The sequence below is a fragment of the Roseovarius sp. genome (genome assembly GCF_048262375.1).
Lineage (GTDB): Bacteria > Pseudomonadota > Alphaproteobacteria > Rhodobacterales > Rhodobacteraceae > Roseovarius.
This window is the reverse complement of sequence record NZ_JBLXFE010000001.1, coordinates 212,886-228,960: the sequence shown is the minus strand read 5'-3', so window position 1 is coordinate 228,960 and position 16,075 is coordinate 212,886. Positions and strand designations below refer to the sequence as shown.

19 protein-coding genes are annotated in these 16,075 nt (G+C 60.8%); 6 read left to right on the top strand and 13 right to left on the bottom strand.

The features are described 5' to 3' along the window. Positions 1–2 precede the first annotated feature (2 nt). Together ACN0SW_RS01135 and ACN0SW_RS01130 are read right to left on the bottom strand one after the other, a co-directional pair. Entirely contained in the window at positions 3–371 is a 369-nt protein-coding gene (locus ACN0SW_RS01135; protein ID WP_417726044.1) for a hypothetical protein, read from the bottom strand. A gap of 49 nt (positions 372–420) precedes the next feature. Next, on the bottom strand, positions 421–735 hold the full coding sequence (locus ACN0SW_RS01130; protein ID WP_417726043.1) for an ArsC/Spx/MgsR family protein: 315 nt from the start codon (positions 733–735) through the stop codon (positions 421–423). A 207-nt stretch (positions 736–942) separates the two neighbouring features. Here ACN0SW_RS01130 and ACN0SW_RS01125 point away from each other — a divergent pair, with 207 nt between their 5' ends. After that, positions 943–1,149 carry a cold-shock protein gene (locus tag ACN0SW_RS01125; RefSeq protein ID WP_417726042.1) on the top strand — a complete coding sequence of 69 codons (207 nt, stop codon included), beginning with the start codon at positions 943–945 and terminating at the stop codon, positions 1,147–1,149. A 362-nt stretch (positions 1,150–1,511) separates the two neighbouring features. Here ACN0SW_RS01125 and ACN0SW_RS01120 read toward each other — a convergent pair whose 3' ends face one another. The 10 genes from ACN0SW_RS01120 to ACN0SW_RS01075 form a co-directional block, all read right to left on the bottom strand. Further along, positions 1,512–2,018 (bottom strand): hypothetical protein, encoded by a 507-nt coding sequence (locus ACN0SW_RS01120; RefSeq protein WP_417726041.1) that lies wholly within the window; start codon positions 2,016–2,018, stop codon positions 1,512–1,514. Between the two features lie 79 nt (positions 2,019–2,097). Beyond that, positions 2,098–2,967: a sulfotransferase domain-containing protein gene (locus ACN0SW_RS01115; RefSeq protein ID WP_417726040.1), complete on the bottom strand. Its 870-nt coding sequence runs from the start codon at positions 2,965–2,967 to the stop codon at positions 2,098–2,100. Beyond that, on the bottom strand, positions 2,964–3,794 hold the full coding sequence (locus ACN0SW_RS01110) for a sulfotransferase domain-containing protein (protein WP_417726039.1): 831 nt from the start codon (positions 3,792–3,794) through the stop codon (positions 2,964–2,966). The genes ACN0SW_RS01115 and ACN0SW_RS01110 overlap by 4 nt, the downstream gene beginning before the upstream one ends. 96 nt (positions 3,795–3,890) lie before the next feature. Next, on the bottom strand, positions 3,891–5,057 hold the full coding sequence (locus ACN0SW_RS01105; protein WP_417726038.1) for a porin: 1,167 nt from the start codon (positions 5,055–5,057) through the stop codon (positions 3,891–3,893). A 189-nt stretch (positions 5,058–5,246) separates the two neighbouring features. Continuing rightward, a complete protein-coding gene (locus ACN0SW_RS01100) occupies positions 5,247–5,633 on the bottom strand; it encodes a carboxymuconolactone decarboxylase family protein (RefSeq protein WP_417726316.1) in 387 nt (128 codons plus the stop codon). Positions 5,634–5,767: 134 nt separating this feature from the next. Beyond that, the gene (locus tag ACN0SW_RS01095; RefSeq protein WP_417726037.1) at positions 5,768–6,943 is read right to left on the bottom strand and encodes a porin; all 1,176 of its coding nucleotides are present in this window, start codon (positions 6,941–6,943) and stop codon (positions 5,768–5,770) included. 208 nt (positions 6,944–7,151) lie between these two features. Next, on the bottom strand, positions 7,152–8,474 hold the full coding sequence (locus ACN0SW_RS01090; RefSeq protein WP_417726036.1) for an NAD(P)/FAD-dependent oxidoreductase: 1,323 nt from the start codon (positions 8,472–8,474) through the stop codon (positions 7,152–7,154). Between the two features lie 81 nt (positions 8,475–8,555). Beyond that, positions 8,556–9,338 (bottom strand): dimethylarginine dimethylaminohydrolase family protein, encoded by a 783-nt coding sequence (locus ACN0SW_RS01085; protein ID WP_417726035.1) that lies wholly within the window; start codon positions 9,336–9,338, stop codon positions 8,556–8,558. Between the two features lie 26 nt (positions 9,339–9,364). After that, positions 9,365–10,552 carry a pyridoxal phosphate-dependent aminotransferase gene (locus tag ACN0SW_RS01080; RefSeq protein ID WP_417726034.1) on the bottom strand — a complete coding sequence of 396 codons (1,188 nt, stop codon included), beginning with the start codon at positions 10,550–10,552 and terminating at the stop codon, positions 9,365–9,367. Beyond that, complete coding sequence (locus tag ACN0SW_RS01075) at positions 10,549–11,202, bottom strand: TetR/AcrR family transcriptional regulator (protein ID WP_417726033.1); 654 nt, start codon at positions 11,200–11,202, stop codon at positions 10,549–10,551. The genes ACN0SW_RS01080 and ACN0SW_RS01075 overlap by 4 nt, the downstream gene beginning before the upstream one ends. Positions 11,203–11,297: 95 nt before the next feature. On the opposite strand from ACN0SW_RS01075, the gene ACN0SW_RS01070 reads away from it, so the two are divergent. From ACN0SW_RS01070 to ACN0SW_RS01050, 5 genes are all read left to right on the top strand, one after another. Continuing rightward, positions 11,298–12,095: an ABC transporter ATP-binding protein gene (locus tag ACN0SW_RS01070; protein ID WP_417726315.1), complete on the top strand. Its 798-nt coding sequence runs from the start codon at positions 11,298–11,300 to the stop codon at positions 12,093–12,095. Positions 12,096–12,134: 39 nt separating this feature from the next. Next, on the top strand, positions 12,135–12,896 hold the full coding sequence (locus ACN0SW_RS01065) for a transporter substrate-binding domain-containing protein (protein WP_417726032.1): 762 nt from the start codon (positions 12,135–12,137) through the stop codon (positions 12,894–12,896). A 5-nt stretch (positions 12,897–12,901) separates the two neighbouring features. Beyond that, entirely contained in the window at positions 12,902–13,654 is a 753-nt protein-coding gene (locus tag ACN0SW_RS01060) for an ABC transporter permease (protein ID WP_417726031.1), read from the top strand. Then, positions 13,651–14,436, top strand: a complete 786-nt coding sequence (locus tag ACN0SW_RS01055) for an ABC transporter permease (RefSeq protein ID WP_417726030.1) — start codon at positions 13,651–13,653, stop codon at positions 14,434–14,436. Before ACN0SW_RS01060 ends, ACN0SW_RS01055 begins: the two co-directional genes overlap by 4 nt. A 124-nt stretch (positions 14,437–14,560) precedes the next feature. Further along, positions 14,561–15,424 (top strand): DUF2189 domain-containing protein, encoded by an 864-nt coding sequence (locus ACN0SW_RS01050; RefSeq protein WP_417726029.1) that lies wholly within the window; start codon positions 14,561–14,563, stop codon positions 15,422–15,424. A gap of 7 nt (positions 15,425–15,431) precedes the next feature. Here ACN0SW_RS01050 and ACN0SW_RS01045 read toward each other — a convergent pair whose 3' ends face one another. Then, complete coding sequence (locus tag ACN0SW_RS01045) at positions 15,432–16,019, bottom strand: riboflavin synthase (protein WP_417726028.1); 588 nt, start codon at positions 16,017–16,019, stop codon at positions 15,432–15,434. Positions 16,020–16,075 lie beyond the last annotated feature (56 nt).

Genomic DNA, 16,075 nt, shown 5'->3' with positions numbered 1-16,075 from the left:
GATCAGAAATGCGCCTTGGGCTCATCCGGTTTGCCCGCCGCAATCGCCAAAACCCCGGCCAGTGCGGTGAACCCCAGCGGGAACATGGTAAAGACGTTAAAGCCAAAGGCGTAATACATCAGCCCGGACGACACGAGCAGCAAAAGCCCGCCCCAGAGCGCGCGCATCTTGGCCATCGCCCCGCCAGCAATTGCCAGAAGCGGCGCGAGAAAACTCGCGCTGCGGATCAAGGCCGGGTCCGTCACCTGATCAAACAGCCCCTCCACCTCTCCGACCCGGTTGATCACCTCGGTATAGCCATAGCTGAAAAACCCGACCAGCACCGCCAGACAGCCGCCGATCACCCCCAATACCATTGCCGCGCTACGCATCCGCTCGCCTCCTAAACCTGCTGGACCTGATATAGGCCCTCACGCCGCCTTACCCAAGCAGCGCGTCCTGGCTATCCTTGCCCCAGCCCAGATAGAGCATGCCCTGCGCATCAATCAGCGGTCGTTTCATCAGCGTCGGATGCTCAGACAAGAGCGTCAGAGGATCGCGGGCGCGGGCATCTTCGCTCAGACCTCGCCATGTGGTCGATTGCCGATTCACCAGCGCCGCGCCAAACTGCGCCAGCGCCGCCTCTGCCACCTCTTTGGGCAATCCCTGTGCCCTGACGTCATGAAACGTCACATTTTCCAACGATTTCAATGCCTTTCGGCAGGTGTCGCAGGTCTTTAAGCCATAGAGGATCATCGCATACTCCCTTATTATTGCGGTATTATCCGGCAAAATCGTGCCCGTCACGGAGTTTCGCTTGATTTTTACAATGGCAGTGCAATCATGATCTTCGTGACGATGGGCATTCAGGATCCGCCTTTGCAACGCTTGGCCGGTACCTGAGGGTCCGGAGTGACATGGCCCGGCATATTCCCGGGGAAGCGACTCAAAAGGAGAAGCGGCATGCCAACCGGCACCGTGAAATGGTTTAACACCACCAAAGGTTATGGATTCATCGCTCCAGACGGCGGCGGCAAGGATGTGTTTGTGCACATCTCTGCGGTCGAACGCTCAGGGCTGACAGGGCTCGCAGACAATCAAAAAGTCGGGTTCGAGCTTCAGGAAGGACGCGACGGGCGAGAAATGGCCTCTGATCTCAAACTTCTCTGACCACGCTCGGCTTGGACCGTGCCGGACACCGGCATTCCCCCTCGTCGCACCAGAGCCCCCAGAGATCACCGCTTGGGATACCCGTTCCCGAGACCAAACCAACTAAAAACAGGGCGCGCCGTCGCACGCCCTGTGCAATGCTGTAGCTCGTTGCACTCTGAAGGCCAGAACGGAAGTCCGGCCCAGATCACACCCCTTGACCCTTTCTGGATAATTCAGATGCAAGGGCGCGCCATTGATTGTCCCCGGCGCCATCCCGCCAAGGCAATATGTGACAATGCCAACCTCTAAGAGGAGATGGGACCCCCGCCCCTGTCAATTCCCGTCCCCGACACCCGCCGGATATCGCGGCAGCCTCCGCCCTACCGAGCAGGTCTTGGTGCGCCAGCACCCGGTCCGGTCTGGGTAAAGGTCACGACAAAATGCCCGAAATCATCCCCCTCGACATGCACCACTTGCCGCGGCAGACGGATCACCGGTGCGCGCTCGGCATAGGCCGCCTGCCATGCCCGCTCGGTCACGACACAGCCCGCCTCTAACCCTGCGTAATCCACCGCCGGCGGCACCTCACGCATGAACACCAGCCCCCGCACCAGCGCGGCATCGTCGAGATAAACCGAGCCGGAGCCCATGACATCCACAGCCTTGCCCATGGTCAGCACCGACTGCTGATGGCTTTGTGCCCAGACGCCGCACACCATCACCCGGCCCTGTTGTTCGCGGAGATCCACGGCCACGCTCAGCCCGCCGCCGCTATCATAACTGCCCCCGGACACCACCGGATCAGCCCCCAGCCGCGCCAGCATCTGAGGTTCCAACGTCGCGCATCCGGCCAAGGCCAAAATACCCAAGATCAAACTTGTGCGCATGCTTTTAGCCCCTTCCGACGGGTGAGTGTGCTCTTGCTCTCAATATAACGACATGGCGCCCGATTGCCAGACAAGGCGCTCAGGCGCGCGCGGCCACCTCTGCGGTTTCCTTCAGCATCTCGGGATACCAACGCTCCAGCGTCGGCAGAAACGCCTCGCGCAACCGCGCCACTTGCGCCGGGGTCAAATCCTCGCGCCAGACGCCCGCTTGCCCCTTGGCAAAGAACGCGGTCATGCCCTTGGGCTTTTCCGCGAAACCCAGCGTTTCCTCTTGCCGCTTCATCGCCTCGAAACTCGTGGCCTTGATCGCCCGGGCCAATTTGGGCCCGTCCACCTTGACCCTAAGGAATTTTTCCAGCAACCCGCGCATCGCCTTGCCGGGATTGTGCAGCATATCCTCATAGCGCACCACATGGATCGGCAGACCGGGCGCGCCGGTCCAAACCCGGATATGATCATCCCAACGCCCCAAGAGATCAATGATACCATTGGGCGTGCCGGTGATCGTATCGGGGTTGCACATTTGCGCAATGGCCAGATCCAGATCGCAATTCTGATGCCGGGCAAACGAGGGCGCCAGATCGAACGGATTGCGGATGATATACACCGCTGCAGCCGTTACCTCGGGAGGGATCACGTCCTGATCGAAAATCCGCACCGTCTGGCAATGGGTTTTGACGAAATGATGATCGGGTTTTGACGCCGCAATCAGCCGCAGCGCCCGGCCCCGCACCCGCATCCAATCCTCGACCCCCTGCCCCCGAAACGGGCCGCCATTGGCGGCATCAAAGAAATCCTGCCGCGTGTCGCCGGTGGTGAACTGGCGCAAGTTGTTGATGTCAGGGGCCTTTCCGGCAGGCATAAAATAATGCGCCAAGAGACTGCGCATCCAAGTGTTGCCCGATTTGGGATAGCTCGCCAGCCAGATGATCCGCCGCAAATCGCTCATTCCAGATACCCGTATCGTTTCATGGTCTCGCCCATCTTGGTCTGGATCATGTCGACCAGCGCCGGATCAAGATCGGTTTTCCACTGATCCTTCTGCCCTTTGCGAAAGAATTTCTCGCTCTGCTCGGGCCGCTCGACAAACCCCTGCTCTTCTTCCTGCCGCGACAATTCGCTAAAGCTGGAGAACCGGATCGCCCGTTGCAAACGCTCTGTGTCCAGCGGGACGCCCACCAGTTCCAGCACCTTGGCGAACTGCGGCTCGGGATCCTCCAGCAAATCCTCATAACGCACCAAGAGCCGCTTCCACGGCGCATAGGTCATCCATGTCTTGACGTGATTATCCCAAGAGCTGAGATATTGCGCCACCGTGGTTTCGGTCGGCAGATTGCCGTTGTCGGGGTGGCAAATCTTGTGCGCTGCATCCTCCTGCGTGATCCCGTAATGGCGCGCGTAGGACAGCACCATATCCAGCGGATTGCGAATGATATAGACAGCAGAGCGCGTATAGCGATCAGGGATCAGATCGACCCCGCTCGGGGCCACACGCGCATTATGTGTTTTGACAAAGTTTACATCGGCATTGTTGGCCACAATGGCGCGCAACACCGGATCACGCAGCCGCAGAGACAAGGACAGATCCTGCGGATCAATCTCCCGCCCCGCCACGCGATTGTACATCTTGACGATGGCATCGCCCACGGCAAACCGATGCGCTTGATTGATCGGAACCGGCTCTTGGGCGTTCATCAGATAATTGGCAAGGAAAAGCCGCGTCCACGTATTCCCGGACTTCGGATAAGAGGCCAGCCAGATGATGCTCCGCTTCATGCCCTGTTCGCCTCCGCAATTTTATCAGTCATGCGGCACACATAGAAAAGGCGGGGGGAAATGTCACCCCCCGCCCCTTGTCTTACGACCGGTCTATTAGAACGACAGGTTGATCGAGGTGCCGATCAGCGTGCCTTCGGTCTCGGTGTTTGCGTTACCGAAGGTACCGCCGAGGTCTGCGTTCACAGTGCCTTGGACGTAAGCTGCGTAAACAGCCCAGGTCACGCCAGCGCCGAGCGAACGGCTGCCAACCAGCTGATAGGCTTCGTATTCAGCTTCGTCAGCCGAAGCAGCGCCGATGCCTTCATAGGTGCCCTGATAGGTGTCGAAACCGATCGACCACGGACCAGCGATGTCATAGGTCACGCCGAGGCTCCAGCCTTCGGAGTCAAACGCACGGTAACCACCGTTGTCGTTCTCACCGTAGCCACCGCCGATGACGAAGCCGTTGAAGCCAACGTTGAAGCCAACGTTCCAAACTTCCGGATCATCGTTGCCAGCAGTGTTGCCTTCTGCGGTACCCCAACGGGCCGCCAGGTCCAGATCAATGCCGTTGAACGACTGGCTGTACGCAACACCGATGTCGAAGATGTCGTTGACGCCAACATTACGGTTCACACCGAAGTTGTTGCCAGCGTTTGCACCGCCACCTGCAACGTTCGACGACGCAGCGTAGGACACGCCGAGGGTCAGACCGTTGAACGAGGGGGTGTAGTAGGTGATGCGCGGAACGTCGTTGTTGCCGAGAACTTCAGCATAGGACGAGATGCCCGAGTCACGGAACAGCCAGGGCAGGTTGCCGCCAGCGCCGTTCGAGATCGGAACGAAGCCCGAGATCGACGGAGAGTTGATGCCGATGCCGCCTTTGACCTGCGGTGCGCCCACAGACATTTTGTAGCCAGCCGAGTTCTCGTTGCCGAGATCGATGCGGCCAAGCGTGTCGCCGGAGATCGAGAGGTACGTTTCGTCGATGCCGGTCGCGCCGCCACCGTTGTTGGTGCCTTCCATCTGCACGTCAACGCCAAAGGTCAGGCCGTTGTCGAGCGTAACCGACGGTTTGAAGTGGATTTCGGTGTTTGCGTACACGTCAATGCCGTCGAAATCTGCGCCAACGTGGGCAGGAGTGTTCGAATCAACGGAAACGTAACCAACGTGCGAGTTGTAGAACCCGCCCCATTTCATGTTCCATTCTTGTGCCGATGCAGGTGCAGCGAATGCTACGCCGAGAGCAATCGCGCTGGTGCTCAGAAGTTGCTTTTTCAAGGGTGTCCCTCCTCAGAAGCAGGTTAATCAGATCCGCCGCACCAGTCATTGGAAACGGCTTGTGCTATGAAATGCGCCATTCCCCCCCAAACTGTCAACGCGCCCCCCCTGCTCTTGCCGCATCCTGCCGGGAATGTGACGCAGAAACCACACCACAGATCCACGGCCCTTTTAAACAAGGGGATTCGTTCAGCCCCGTTCTTCGCTCAACACTTTCTTTGCCGCGCGGAAACATTCCAGCGCTTGCGGCACGCCACAATAAATGCCGACAACATGGATGATCGCACGGATTTCTTCAGGGCTGACCCCGTTGTTAATTGCCCCCCGACAGTGCAATTCCCATTCATGCATCTTGCCCAACGCCCCCAGCATGGCCAGATTCATCATGCTGCGCGTCTTGGGGGGAATCACCTCATCACCCCAGCCAAAGCCCCAACACCACGCCGTCATCGCCTCCTGAAAGGGACGGGTAAAGTCATCTGCAGCCTCCAGGCTGCGCTCCACATACTCTGCCCCGAGCGTCGCCTTGCGCTGCTCCAGCCCCTTGAGAAACAAATCCTCGTCGAATGTGCTCATCGCATGTTCCTTTTCCTGCATGCCCGTTTTTGTGGTCAAGGCCACATCATCGCAGGACTGCGCGCGGGAACAAGCACCAGACATGCAAAACGCGCGGAGAGTCCCCCGCGCGTCTAATGGATATCAGGACCGGATCAGAAGGTCAGGTTGATCGAGGTGCCAATCAGCGTGCCCTCTACCTCGGTGTTCGCCGTGCCCGCAGCAAAGGTGCCCCCGGCGTTGCCATTGACAGAACCTTCGGCATAGACCGCATAGATCGCCCAGGTCACGCCCGGTCCGATATCGCGGCTGCCGATGATCTGATAGGCTTCGAACTCGGCCTTGTCGCCGGATCCCGCGCCGGTGCCGCTGTATTCACCCTGATAGGTGTCGATCCCGAGCTTCCACGGGCCAGCGAAATCATAGGTCAGGCCCAGCGCCCAGCCTTCTTCATCCGGCAAGAGCCCGCCATTGTCGTTCTCGGAATAGGAGCCACCAAAGGCAAAATTGTTAAAGCCAACCGTCGCACCGAGCCCCCAGACCTCGGGATCATCCGTTCCCGCGAGACCGGTGTTGTTCTCGGCCGTGCCCCAATGGGCGGAAGCATCGAGATCGACCCCGCCAAACGACCCGCTATAGGCGGCGGCGATGTCAAAGATATCCGTGACGCCGATATTGTGGTTCACACCAAAGTTGTTGCCCGCGTTGGCCCCGGTTCCCGCGACATTGCTGGCCGCCGCATAAGAGATACCCAGCGTCAGACCGTTGAACGACGGCGTATAGTAGCTGATCCGCGGCACGTCGTTATTGCCCAGAACCTCAGTAAAGGCCGAAATCGCCGACTGGCGGAAGGTCCACGGCAGGTTGCCGCCCGCGCCGGTCGAAATCGGAATGAAGCCCGAAATCGAGGGCGAGTTGATCCAGATGCTGCCGTCGATCTGCGGCGCCGAGACCATCATCTTATAGCCGACCGAGTTCTCGTTGCCGAGGTCGATCTTGCCGAACGAATCGCCCGAGATCGTCAGAAAGCTCTCGTCGATGCCGGTCGCGCCACCACCGTTGTTGGTGCTTTCCATCTGCACGTTGACGCCAAAGGTCATGCCGTTGTCCAGCGTCACCGAGGGGGTAAAGTTGATCTCGGCTTCGGTGTAGACATCGACGCCGTCAAAATCAGCGCCCACATGCGCTGCCGTGTTCGAATCAACGGATACAAAGCCTACATGCGCAGAATGATATCCGCCCCATTTCATATCCCATTCCTGGGCCGATGCCGGGGTGACCATGACGACGCCAAGGGCAATCGCGCTGGTGCTCGTGAGTAGATGTTTCATGGATGTCCCTCCAGAAATGTTCTGATCCGCGCCGACGGCGAATTCCGCAGTCGGCTGCTCATCACAGAAACACTCACAGCCAACACACGGTCAAAACACCGTTATGTGAGCATCGTTAATCTGTTGCCCCTGATGCAAGGCGGACACATCCGGGCCAGCACGCCCGTCAAATCGCCTTTAGAATAGGCGTATCCTGTCTCATCCGGCCCTAGCGCCCGGCCCCCGCCTGCCAATCCTCGACCCGGTCCACCACCTGCCGGTACCACAGATTCGCGGCCTGCAGGAAATGTGGTTTCTCGAACGGATGCAGCCAATTGCGATTCAGCGGCGTGGCGCTATAGCCTGTCGCCCCCCGCGCATCGCCGACCGCCTGATAGGCGGCCTTTGATCCCAGCCATGGTGCCATTACCGTGCCAGACCCCGAGAACCCCATCGCGTAATGCACGCCCGCATCATGGCCCACATGCGGCATGTGTGAAAACGAATAGCCGGTGAACCCCCGCCACGAATGGCTCAGCTTGACGCCCCGCAACTCTGGCCAGATTCCCACCATTATATGATAGAGTTGTTCCGCCGCGCGCTCTGGCCCTATTTCCGCCATCGAGGCGCGCCCGCCAAACAGCACCCGCTTGCCATCCGGAGAAAGCCGGAAATAGCTGTGCCGTGCCCGCGTCTCGACCATCATCCGCCGCCCCGGCGCGATATGGCCAATCAGGTTTGACGGCAATTCTTCGGTCGCGATGATATAAGAGGGCAGCGGAAACACCCGCGCCATATGCCAGCGAAACGCGCGGGTGGTATAGCCATTGGTGGTCAGCACCACCTTATCCGCGCGAATGACGCCCTTGGCGGTCTCGACCCGGTGACCCGCGCCCTCGGGCGTGCGCCCGGTGACCGCCGCATGGGCAACCACCGGCACACCGCGGCGGCGCACCGCCCGCAACAGGCCCTGATGAAATTTGGCGGGATGAATCGCACCATGCTCCGGAAACAGCAACCCGCCGTGATATTTGCTGGTGGTGATCTCTTGTCCCAGATCGGCCCGCTCGACGAGCCGCACCTGCACATCGGATTTCGCAGTCACGACCTGCGCCATCTTGCGCTGATTGGCGAAATGCGCCGGTGTATAGGCCAATTGAATGCGGCCGGTCTGTTGCAGATCGCAATCAATCCCCTCGCGCGCGATCAGATCCCTGGCCCAGTCGAGCGCGGGCTTGGCCTCGGCAAAGAGGGTGTCCGCCGTCTCGGCCCCGAACCTGTCGCACAGATCAGCCCAGCCCAAACGCGGGTGCGCCCCGAACATGCCGCCGTTGCGGGTAGACGCCCCATGCCCCGGCTCGGCCGCATCGACCACAACCACCCGCGCGCCCGTGTCATGCGCCGCCAGCGCCGCCGACAGCCCGGCATAACCCGCCCCCACGACCAGCACATCACAGGTGTCGGGCAGATCCTCTCCGATCTCGGGCGCATCCAGCGCCGACCACCAATAAGGGGTGCCCAGATCGGCCTCCCGCGCCCATTCGATCTTCATGACATTCTCCCGATCTCGCACTGTGGTTGGGCACGGCTGTAGACCTTACAAAATCCGGCTCATTTCGTAAGGAGTGTAAGATCAGAATCGCAACGAAAGGCAAGACATCCCGCCATCAAGCTTGGCACATTCGCTGTTGTTGATCTGCACCACCTCATAGCCATGGGCATCCAGCATCTGCGCCGTGCGCGGGAACCCCGCCGCCATGATCACCAGATTGTTAAAGCGAATACAGTTACTTGCGGCTTCTTCGCCCTCGGGCACTTCGAGCACCTCGTAGCCCTCAAAACAGCCCGACACCGCCAGCCTGCGCGTGCTCAGGATCGTCTCTGGGGCCAAGAGACCGCAGTCGGTCTTGAAATGCAAAACCCCTTCCGGGGTCTCAACCAGCCGCAAGGTATATCCATATTTTCCCACAATATCAGTTAGTTGAGCAACCCCCTCGCGATTGGTCCGGGCCGACAACCCCACCAGAATCTCGCGCCCTGTCACCAGAATATCGCCCCCCTCAATGGTTCCGGGCGCGGTGATTTCGGCAATCTTATCCCCGTAAAACGCTTCAATCGCCGGGCGCATCTCGGCCACTTCGCCCATCCTCGTGCGCGCGCCGGGGCGCATGGCGATGGCCAACTCAGGCAGGCAAAGCATTGTATCTTCTACGAAAACTGCATCCGGATAGGCCTCCAGCGCGGGCAGTTCCACCACCTCGGCCCCAGTGCTGCGCAGCGTCGCGACATAGGCGGCATGCGCCTCCAGCATCCGCACCAGATCCGGCGTGCCAATATCTTCGGCCCGTAACCCGCCCACAATACTCTTCCCCGGTTTCCGGGTGATTGCCCGGCGGAACTCAAAGCTGGAATTCATCTCGTAACCCTCTGATTATACTTATTTTAGGCAATCTTGATCTGTCGCGCATTGGCATGGGCGACGATCCGGTCAATGGCTTCGGCAAAGGGGGTATCCTCCACCGTCAACGCCAGCCGCACCCATGTATCAAGCGTCTTGCCAAAGGACGCACCCGGCATCACCGCCACGCCGGTTTTATCTAAAAGATCAAAGGCATAGCTCTCGCCATCAAGACCCGTCGTGGCAATATCCACCATCGCGAACATCCCCGCCTCGGGCCGATGCACCCGCAACGCTGTCTCAGCCTGCAACCGCTCCGCCAAGAGATTTGCCCGCGCCGCGAACCGCCCCCGCATGCCCGCCGCCACGGGCGAGCCTTGGCGCACCGCCTGTTCGGTCATATCGGCGATAAACGGTTGATTCCCAAAGAGCATTGTCTCTGACAGGGCCAGCAGATTCGCGGTAAATTCCAACGGCCCAACACACCAGCCACTGCGAAATCCGGGCGCGGCGTGGCTCTTGGAAATCGACGACACCGCCACTACCCGCTCGGCCAAGGCCGGATCCGACAAAGGCGAGACAAACTCGGCCCCCTCGAACACCAGCTCCTCATAGACCTCATCCGAAATGATCCACAGATCATGCTCGACCGCCAGTCGACCCAAGGCGGCAATATCCTCACGGGTCAGAATCGCCCCTGTGGGATTATGCGGTGTAGTCAATAAAATTGCGCGTGTTCTAGGGGTTATCAGGCGCGCGGCATCCGCCGCCGCCATGCGAAACCCGTTCTCGGGCCGCAGCGGCACCGGCACCATCGCAGCCCCCGTGGCGCGGATCACCCCTTCATAGGTCGCATACATCGGATCGCCCACCAGCACCTCCGCGCCCTCTTCCGCCACCGCCATCATCACCGCGAAAAGCGCGGTCTGCGTTCCCGGAAAGCACATGACCTGATCAGGTTGAAACACCCGGCCTCTGTTTTTGCTGTATTTTTCCGCCAAGGCCGCCCGCAATCCCGGCTCTCCGCGGCCGTCGGAATACCCGGTGCGCCCGGCCTTCATCGCGGCATAAGCGGCGTCCTTGAGGTGTTCCGGCGTCGGCACATCCGGCTCGCCAATGGTCAGACGGATCACATCGCGACCCGCGCGCGCCATCTGCCCAGCGCGGGCATGCACCGCCCACTTTGCACCGCCGAGGCCCGCAAGCCTTTCATTCATCGAAGAAAATCTCATGTTCGCGTGCTTTCTGTCAGTTGCAGTCCTAGAATCGCACCCACCGCATGCAGGCCGATTCCAATCAATTCGTCCGGCGCAAACGCCTCAGGCAGTGCGCCACCTTCCAGCCATAGCCCGTCAATCACCGCGTTGCAGGCAATCGCCAGCCGCCGCGCCTCGGCGGGCAAAGGCGTGCGCCCATCTTCGTCAAGCGCCGCCACGATCAACCGCTCCAGCCGATCGCGGAAATCGTGATAGGTGCGCGCATGCACATCGCGCATCTGCGCATCCTGCCGCACATGGTTGAGAAACCCGGCCCAGAGCCCGACCGAGGCCGCATCCACCACCGGCGGCGTGACCGAGGCCACCACCAACGCCGCCAGCCGATCACGCGCTGGATCGTCAGCCTGAACTCCGGCAAAGGTCTGCTCGGTCAACCCTGCCATATGCGCAAGATAGGCCTCTTGCACCAATTCATCCTTGGTGGAAAAGTAATGCCTTATAAGGCCTTGGGTAACATCGGCGCGCTCTGCGATTGCGCGCACAGTGGCACCGCGCACCCCCTGTTCGGCGATGAGATCAAGGGTCGCACGGACCAACGCCTGCCGACGGCTATCAGCGCCTTCGCGCCTGAATTTGCGGCGTTCGCCCGTCACGGTCATCTCCATTCTGCGGCGCAGTTAATTATACGCTTGCATAATTACTTGTCTTCCGCCTTACTACAAGCCGAAAAGTGCCCATGCAAAGTGCCAATGCCAGAGACATGCCCGTGACAGCAGAGCCCCGACAATCCACCGCGACCACCCCCGAGGTGCCCGCAATTGTTGTCGAAAACCTGCATAAATCTTTTGGCCCGCTTGAGGTGCTGAAAGGCGTGTCCCTCACCGCGCAAAAGGGCGATGTGGTGGCGATCATCGGCGGGTCGGGGTCGGGAAAATCAACCATGCTGCGCTGTATTAATTTCCTCGAAACGCCCACCTCGGGCCGTATCGTGGTGAATGGCGAGGAGATCGCCATGCGCGCCGATGGCAGCCCCGCCGACCGCCGCCAGATCGAGCGTATCCGCACAAAACTTGGCATGGTGTTTCAGGCCTTTAACCTCTGGACCCATCGCACCTTGCTAGAGAACGTGATCGAAGTGCCGGTTCATGTGCTGAAAACCCCAAAACATCAGGCGGTTGAGCGTGCGCGGCAGTTGCTTGACCGGGTTGGCCTCGGGGATAAGGCCGATACCTTTCCCGCCTTTTTGTCGGGTGGCCAGCAGCAGCGCGCCGCCATTGCCCGCGCGCTCGCCGTCGATCCCGCCGTAATGCTGTTTGACGAACCCACCAGCGCGCTTGACCCCGAATTGGTGGGCGAGGTGCTGAGCGTGATCCGCGATCTCGCCGCCGAGGGGCGCACCATGCTGATCGTCACCCATGAGATGAAATTCGCCCGCGAGGTGGCCAGCCATGTGGTCTATCTCTATCAGGGCCGGATCGAAGAGGAAGGCCCACCCGAATGCGTCTTTGGCGCGCCACAATCGGCCCGCCTCAGGCAATTCCTGCAAACCGTCGGATAAGGCGGGGCAGATCACCCCAAACCAACAAGGGAGACGACCATGACACTGAAAACCATCCTCGCCGCCGCGACGCTCGCGGCCCTCGGCACCGGGCTTGCGGCGCAAGAGGTCAAGATCGGCATCGCCGCCGAACCCTATCCGCCCTTTGCCTCGCTCGACAGCTCGGGCACATGGGTCGGCTGGGAGGTCGATGTGATCGACGCGGTTTGTAAGGCAGCAGACCTGAATTGCGTGATCACGCCCGTGGCGTGGGACGGCATTATCCCTTCGCTCACCGGCGGGCAGATCGACGCTATTATGGCCTCGATGTCGATCACCGAAGAACGGCTTAAAACCATCGACTTTTCAGATGCGTATTATAACACTCCGACGGTCGTCGTGGCTGACAAGGCGCTTGAGATGGACGCCAGCCCCGAGAGCCTGACAGGCAAGATCATCGGCGTTCAGGCCTCGACCATCCATCAGGCCTATGCGCAGGAATACTTCAAGGACGCCGCTGAAATCCGCATCTACCAGACGCAGGACGAGGCCAATCAGGATCTGGTCGCGGGCCGGATCGACGCCACCCAGGCTGACAGCATCGCTATGGCGGATTTCGTGTCCACCGAGGCAGGCGCCTGCTGTGAGATCAAGGGCAATGTCGCCGATGATCCGGCCATTCTGGGTCTTGGCGTGGGGGCCGGCGTGCGCAAGGGCGATGACGCGCTGCGCGCAGCGCTCAACAAGGGTATAGCCGCCATTCTGGCCGACGGCACCCATGACGCCATCACCGCGCGTTACTTCAAAGCCAGCATCTACTAAACCCCTTGGAGGCGCTGCTTGACACATTGGGGCTGGCGGAAACCGCCAGCCTGCTGTCGCTTCAGCCTCCGGGTTGGGGCGGCAACCTGTTGCGCGGGCTGGCCAATTCACTTCAGATTGCACTCGGGGCCTTTGGCTTTGGCCTCGGGATCGGGTTGGCCGGGGCCTATGGCAAGCTCTACGGCGGGCCGCTCTTGCGCGATCTTCTGGCGATCTACACCACCGTCATTCGCGCCGTGCCGGAACTGGTGCTGATCCTCATCCTCTATTATGTGGGCTCCGACCTGATCAATCAGGCCTCCATCGCCATGGGCTATGGCCGGGTTGAGATCAGCGGTGTTGTCGCGGGCATCTGGGTCTTGGGCGTGGTGCAGGGGGCCTATGCGACCGAGGTATTGCGCGGGGCCATTCAGGCGATCCCGCCCGGACAGCTTGAGGCTGCCCGCGCCTTTGGCATGCCGCCCATGATGACGCTGCGGCGGGTGACAATCCCGGCGATGATGAGCTTTGCCACACCGGGGCTGGCCAATCTCTGGCTTATTGCCACCAAGGACACGGCGCTGCTGGCCATAGTGGGTTTTAGCGAATTGACGCTGGAAACCCGGCAGGCGGCGGGCAGCACGCGGGCCTATTTCACCTTTTTCCTCGCGGCGGGCGCGCTTTATCTCGTTGTCACACTCTTTTCCGGAGTGATCTTTGCCCGGATCGAGAAATGGGCGCGGCGCGGCCAGCCCTCATTGCGCGAGGGCGGACGATGAGCGATCTGCGCGCCCTCCTGATTCCGCGACGCCTGTTCCTGATGGCGCTTTTCGCCGGGTTCGTGCTCTGGTGCGCGCTGTCGCTGCGATGGGACTGGTTGCCGCAATACCTGCCACTGGCGCTTGAGGGATTGTGGCGCACGATCTGGATTATGGTGGTGACCGTGGTGCTGGGCTTTGCGCTGTCGGTACCCTTGGGTCTCGCTCAGGCGGCGGGGCCCTGGTATCTGGCGGGCCCCGCGCGGACCTTTTGCACCATCATCCGCGGCACGCCGCTTCTCTTGCAGATCTGGTTGCTCTACTACGGATTGGGCTCGCTCTTTCCGCAATATCCGTGGATCAGGGGATCAGAGCTATGGCCCTACCTGCGCCAAGCTTGGCCCTATGCGGTGCTCGCCCTCACGCTGTCCTATGCGGGATACGAGGGCGAGGTGATGCGCGGCGGCTTTGCCAGCGTGCAAAAGGGCCAGATCGAGGCCGCGCGCGCCTTTGGCATGCCGCGTTTCACGATCTTTCGCCGGATATGGCTACCGCAAGCCATTCGCAACGTGCTGCCCACCTTGGGGGGCGAAACCATCCTGCAACTCAAGGCAACGCCGCTGGTGGCCACCATCACCGTGATCGAGATTTATTCCGTCTCCAGCCGCGTGCGTGCCGATACCTTCATCGTCTATGAGCCGCTTTTGCTCTTGGCCTTGGTCTATATGATCATCGCCGGGTTTATCGCCTTGATGTTCCGCTGGGTGGAAAACCGCGTGCCCTCCCGCACGCACCAAGGCTGAGGCCGCACGGCATCGCCCCATCGTGATATGACTGCGCGTGCAAAGCGTGGTATCATTACTCACGGCAACGCCACGGCGCGATGCCCGAGCATCGGCATGCGCGCCCCGAAAAAGGGAGGCCAGAATGACCAAGACCATCGGCAATCCATTAACATGGCTGGCGGGCACCACCGCAAGCGCGGGACGCAGCGCGTCCGACGCCGCCGAGGCGCTCGGCAGCGAAATCACCACCCCGCCCGAGGTGCGCCACCTAAGCCGCGAAGACCTGACGATCGCCCTGCGCAAGGGGTTGGCGGATTTTGTGGCCCTGCGCAGCGATGTGTTTTTTCTCATCGCCATCTACCCGCTGATTGGCATCACGTTGGCGCTCACGGCGTTTCATTCGGCCAATCTGCACCTGCTCTTTCCGCTGGCGGCGGGCTTTACCCTGCTTGGCCCCGTGATCGGGACCGGGCTCTATGAAATGAGCCGTCAGCGCGAAACCGGGCAACCGACCAGTTGGGGCACGGCCCTGCGGGCCTTGCGTGCGCATGTGCTGGGGCCCGTCTTGGTGCTGGGGATCTATCTTATGGGGCTGTTCGTGGTCTGGATGTTCGCCGCGAAATATATCTACGACATCACCTTGGGACCGCTCCCACCGACGAGCCTTTCGGGCTTTGCTCAGGATGTGCTGACCACCACTGCGGGATGGCAGATGATCGTGCTGGGGATGGCCACAGGCTTTGTCTTTGCCGCCGCCGTGCTGGTGATCAGCCTGATTTCGTTTCCCATGCTGATCGACCGGCGCGCGGGCATCCCCGTGGCGGTGATGACCTCTGTCGCCATGGCCCGGCGCAATCCCGGCATCGTCGCCACATGGGGCCTGATCGTGGCAGTGAGCATGACGGTCGCAATGCTGCCCGCTTTTCTGGGTCTGGTGATCGTCTTGCCGGTCTTGGGGCACGCCACATGGCATCTCTACCGCGCCGCCGTGCCACAGTCGGATTGATCCGCGTTCAGCCCGCCTCGGCCAGCCGCGCCACATAACGCGCCAATGTGTCAATCTCGAGATTGACCATGTCGCCTACGGCCACGTCACCCCAAGTGGTCACGGCCTTGGTGTGCGGGATGAAGTTGATCCCGAAATCACGGCCCGACACCTCGTTGACCGTGAGCGAAGTACCGTTCAGCGCCACGGATCCTTTGGGGGCAATGAACCGCGCCAACGCTTGGGGCGCGCGCAGGGTGACGCGGGTGCTGTCACCCTCATCGCGCATCTCTACCACCTCTGCTAGCCCATCGACATGGCCCGAGACGATGTGCCCGCCCAATTCGTCGCCAACGCGCAGGGCACGTTCCAGATTGACCCGTCGGTCTACGGTCCAACCTGACAAGTTGGTCTTGGACAAGGTTTCCGCCGAGATATCAACATCAAAGCAATCAGAGCCGAGCGTCACGACCGTCAGGCACACCCCGTCACAGGCGATAGAGGCACCGATTTCGATCTTTGCCGTATCATAGCCGGTGCCGATCCGTGCCCGCAGGTCGCCACGATGCTCGACTGACTTGATCCGCCCCACATCGGTGATGATACCGGTGAACATTGCCCACTCTCCTTATGCTGTCCGCATGTCGCAAACCCGCCCTAGCGCCGCGGCGT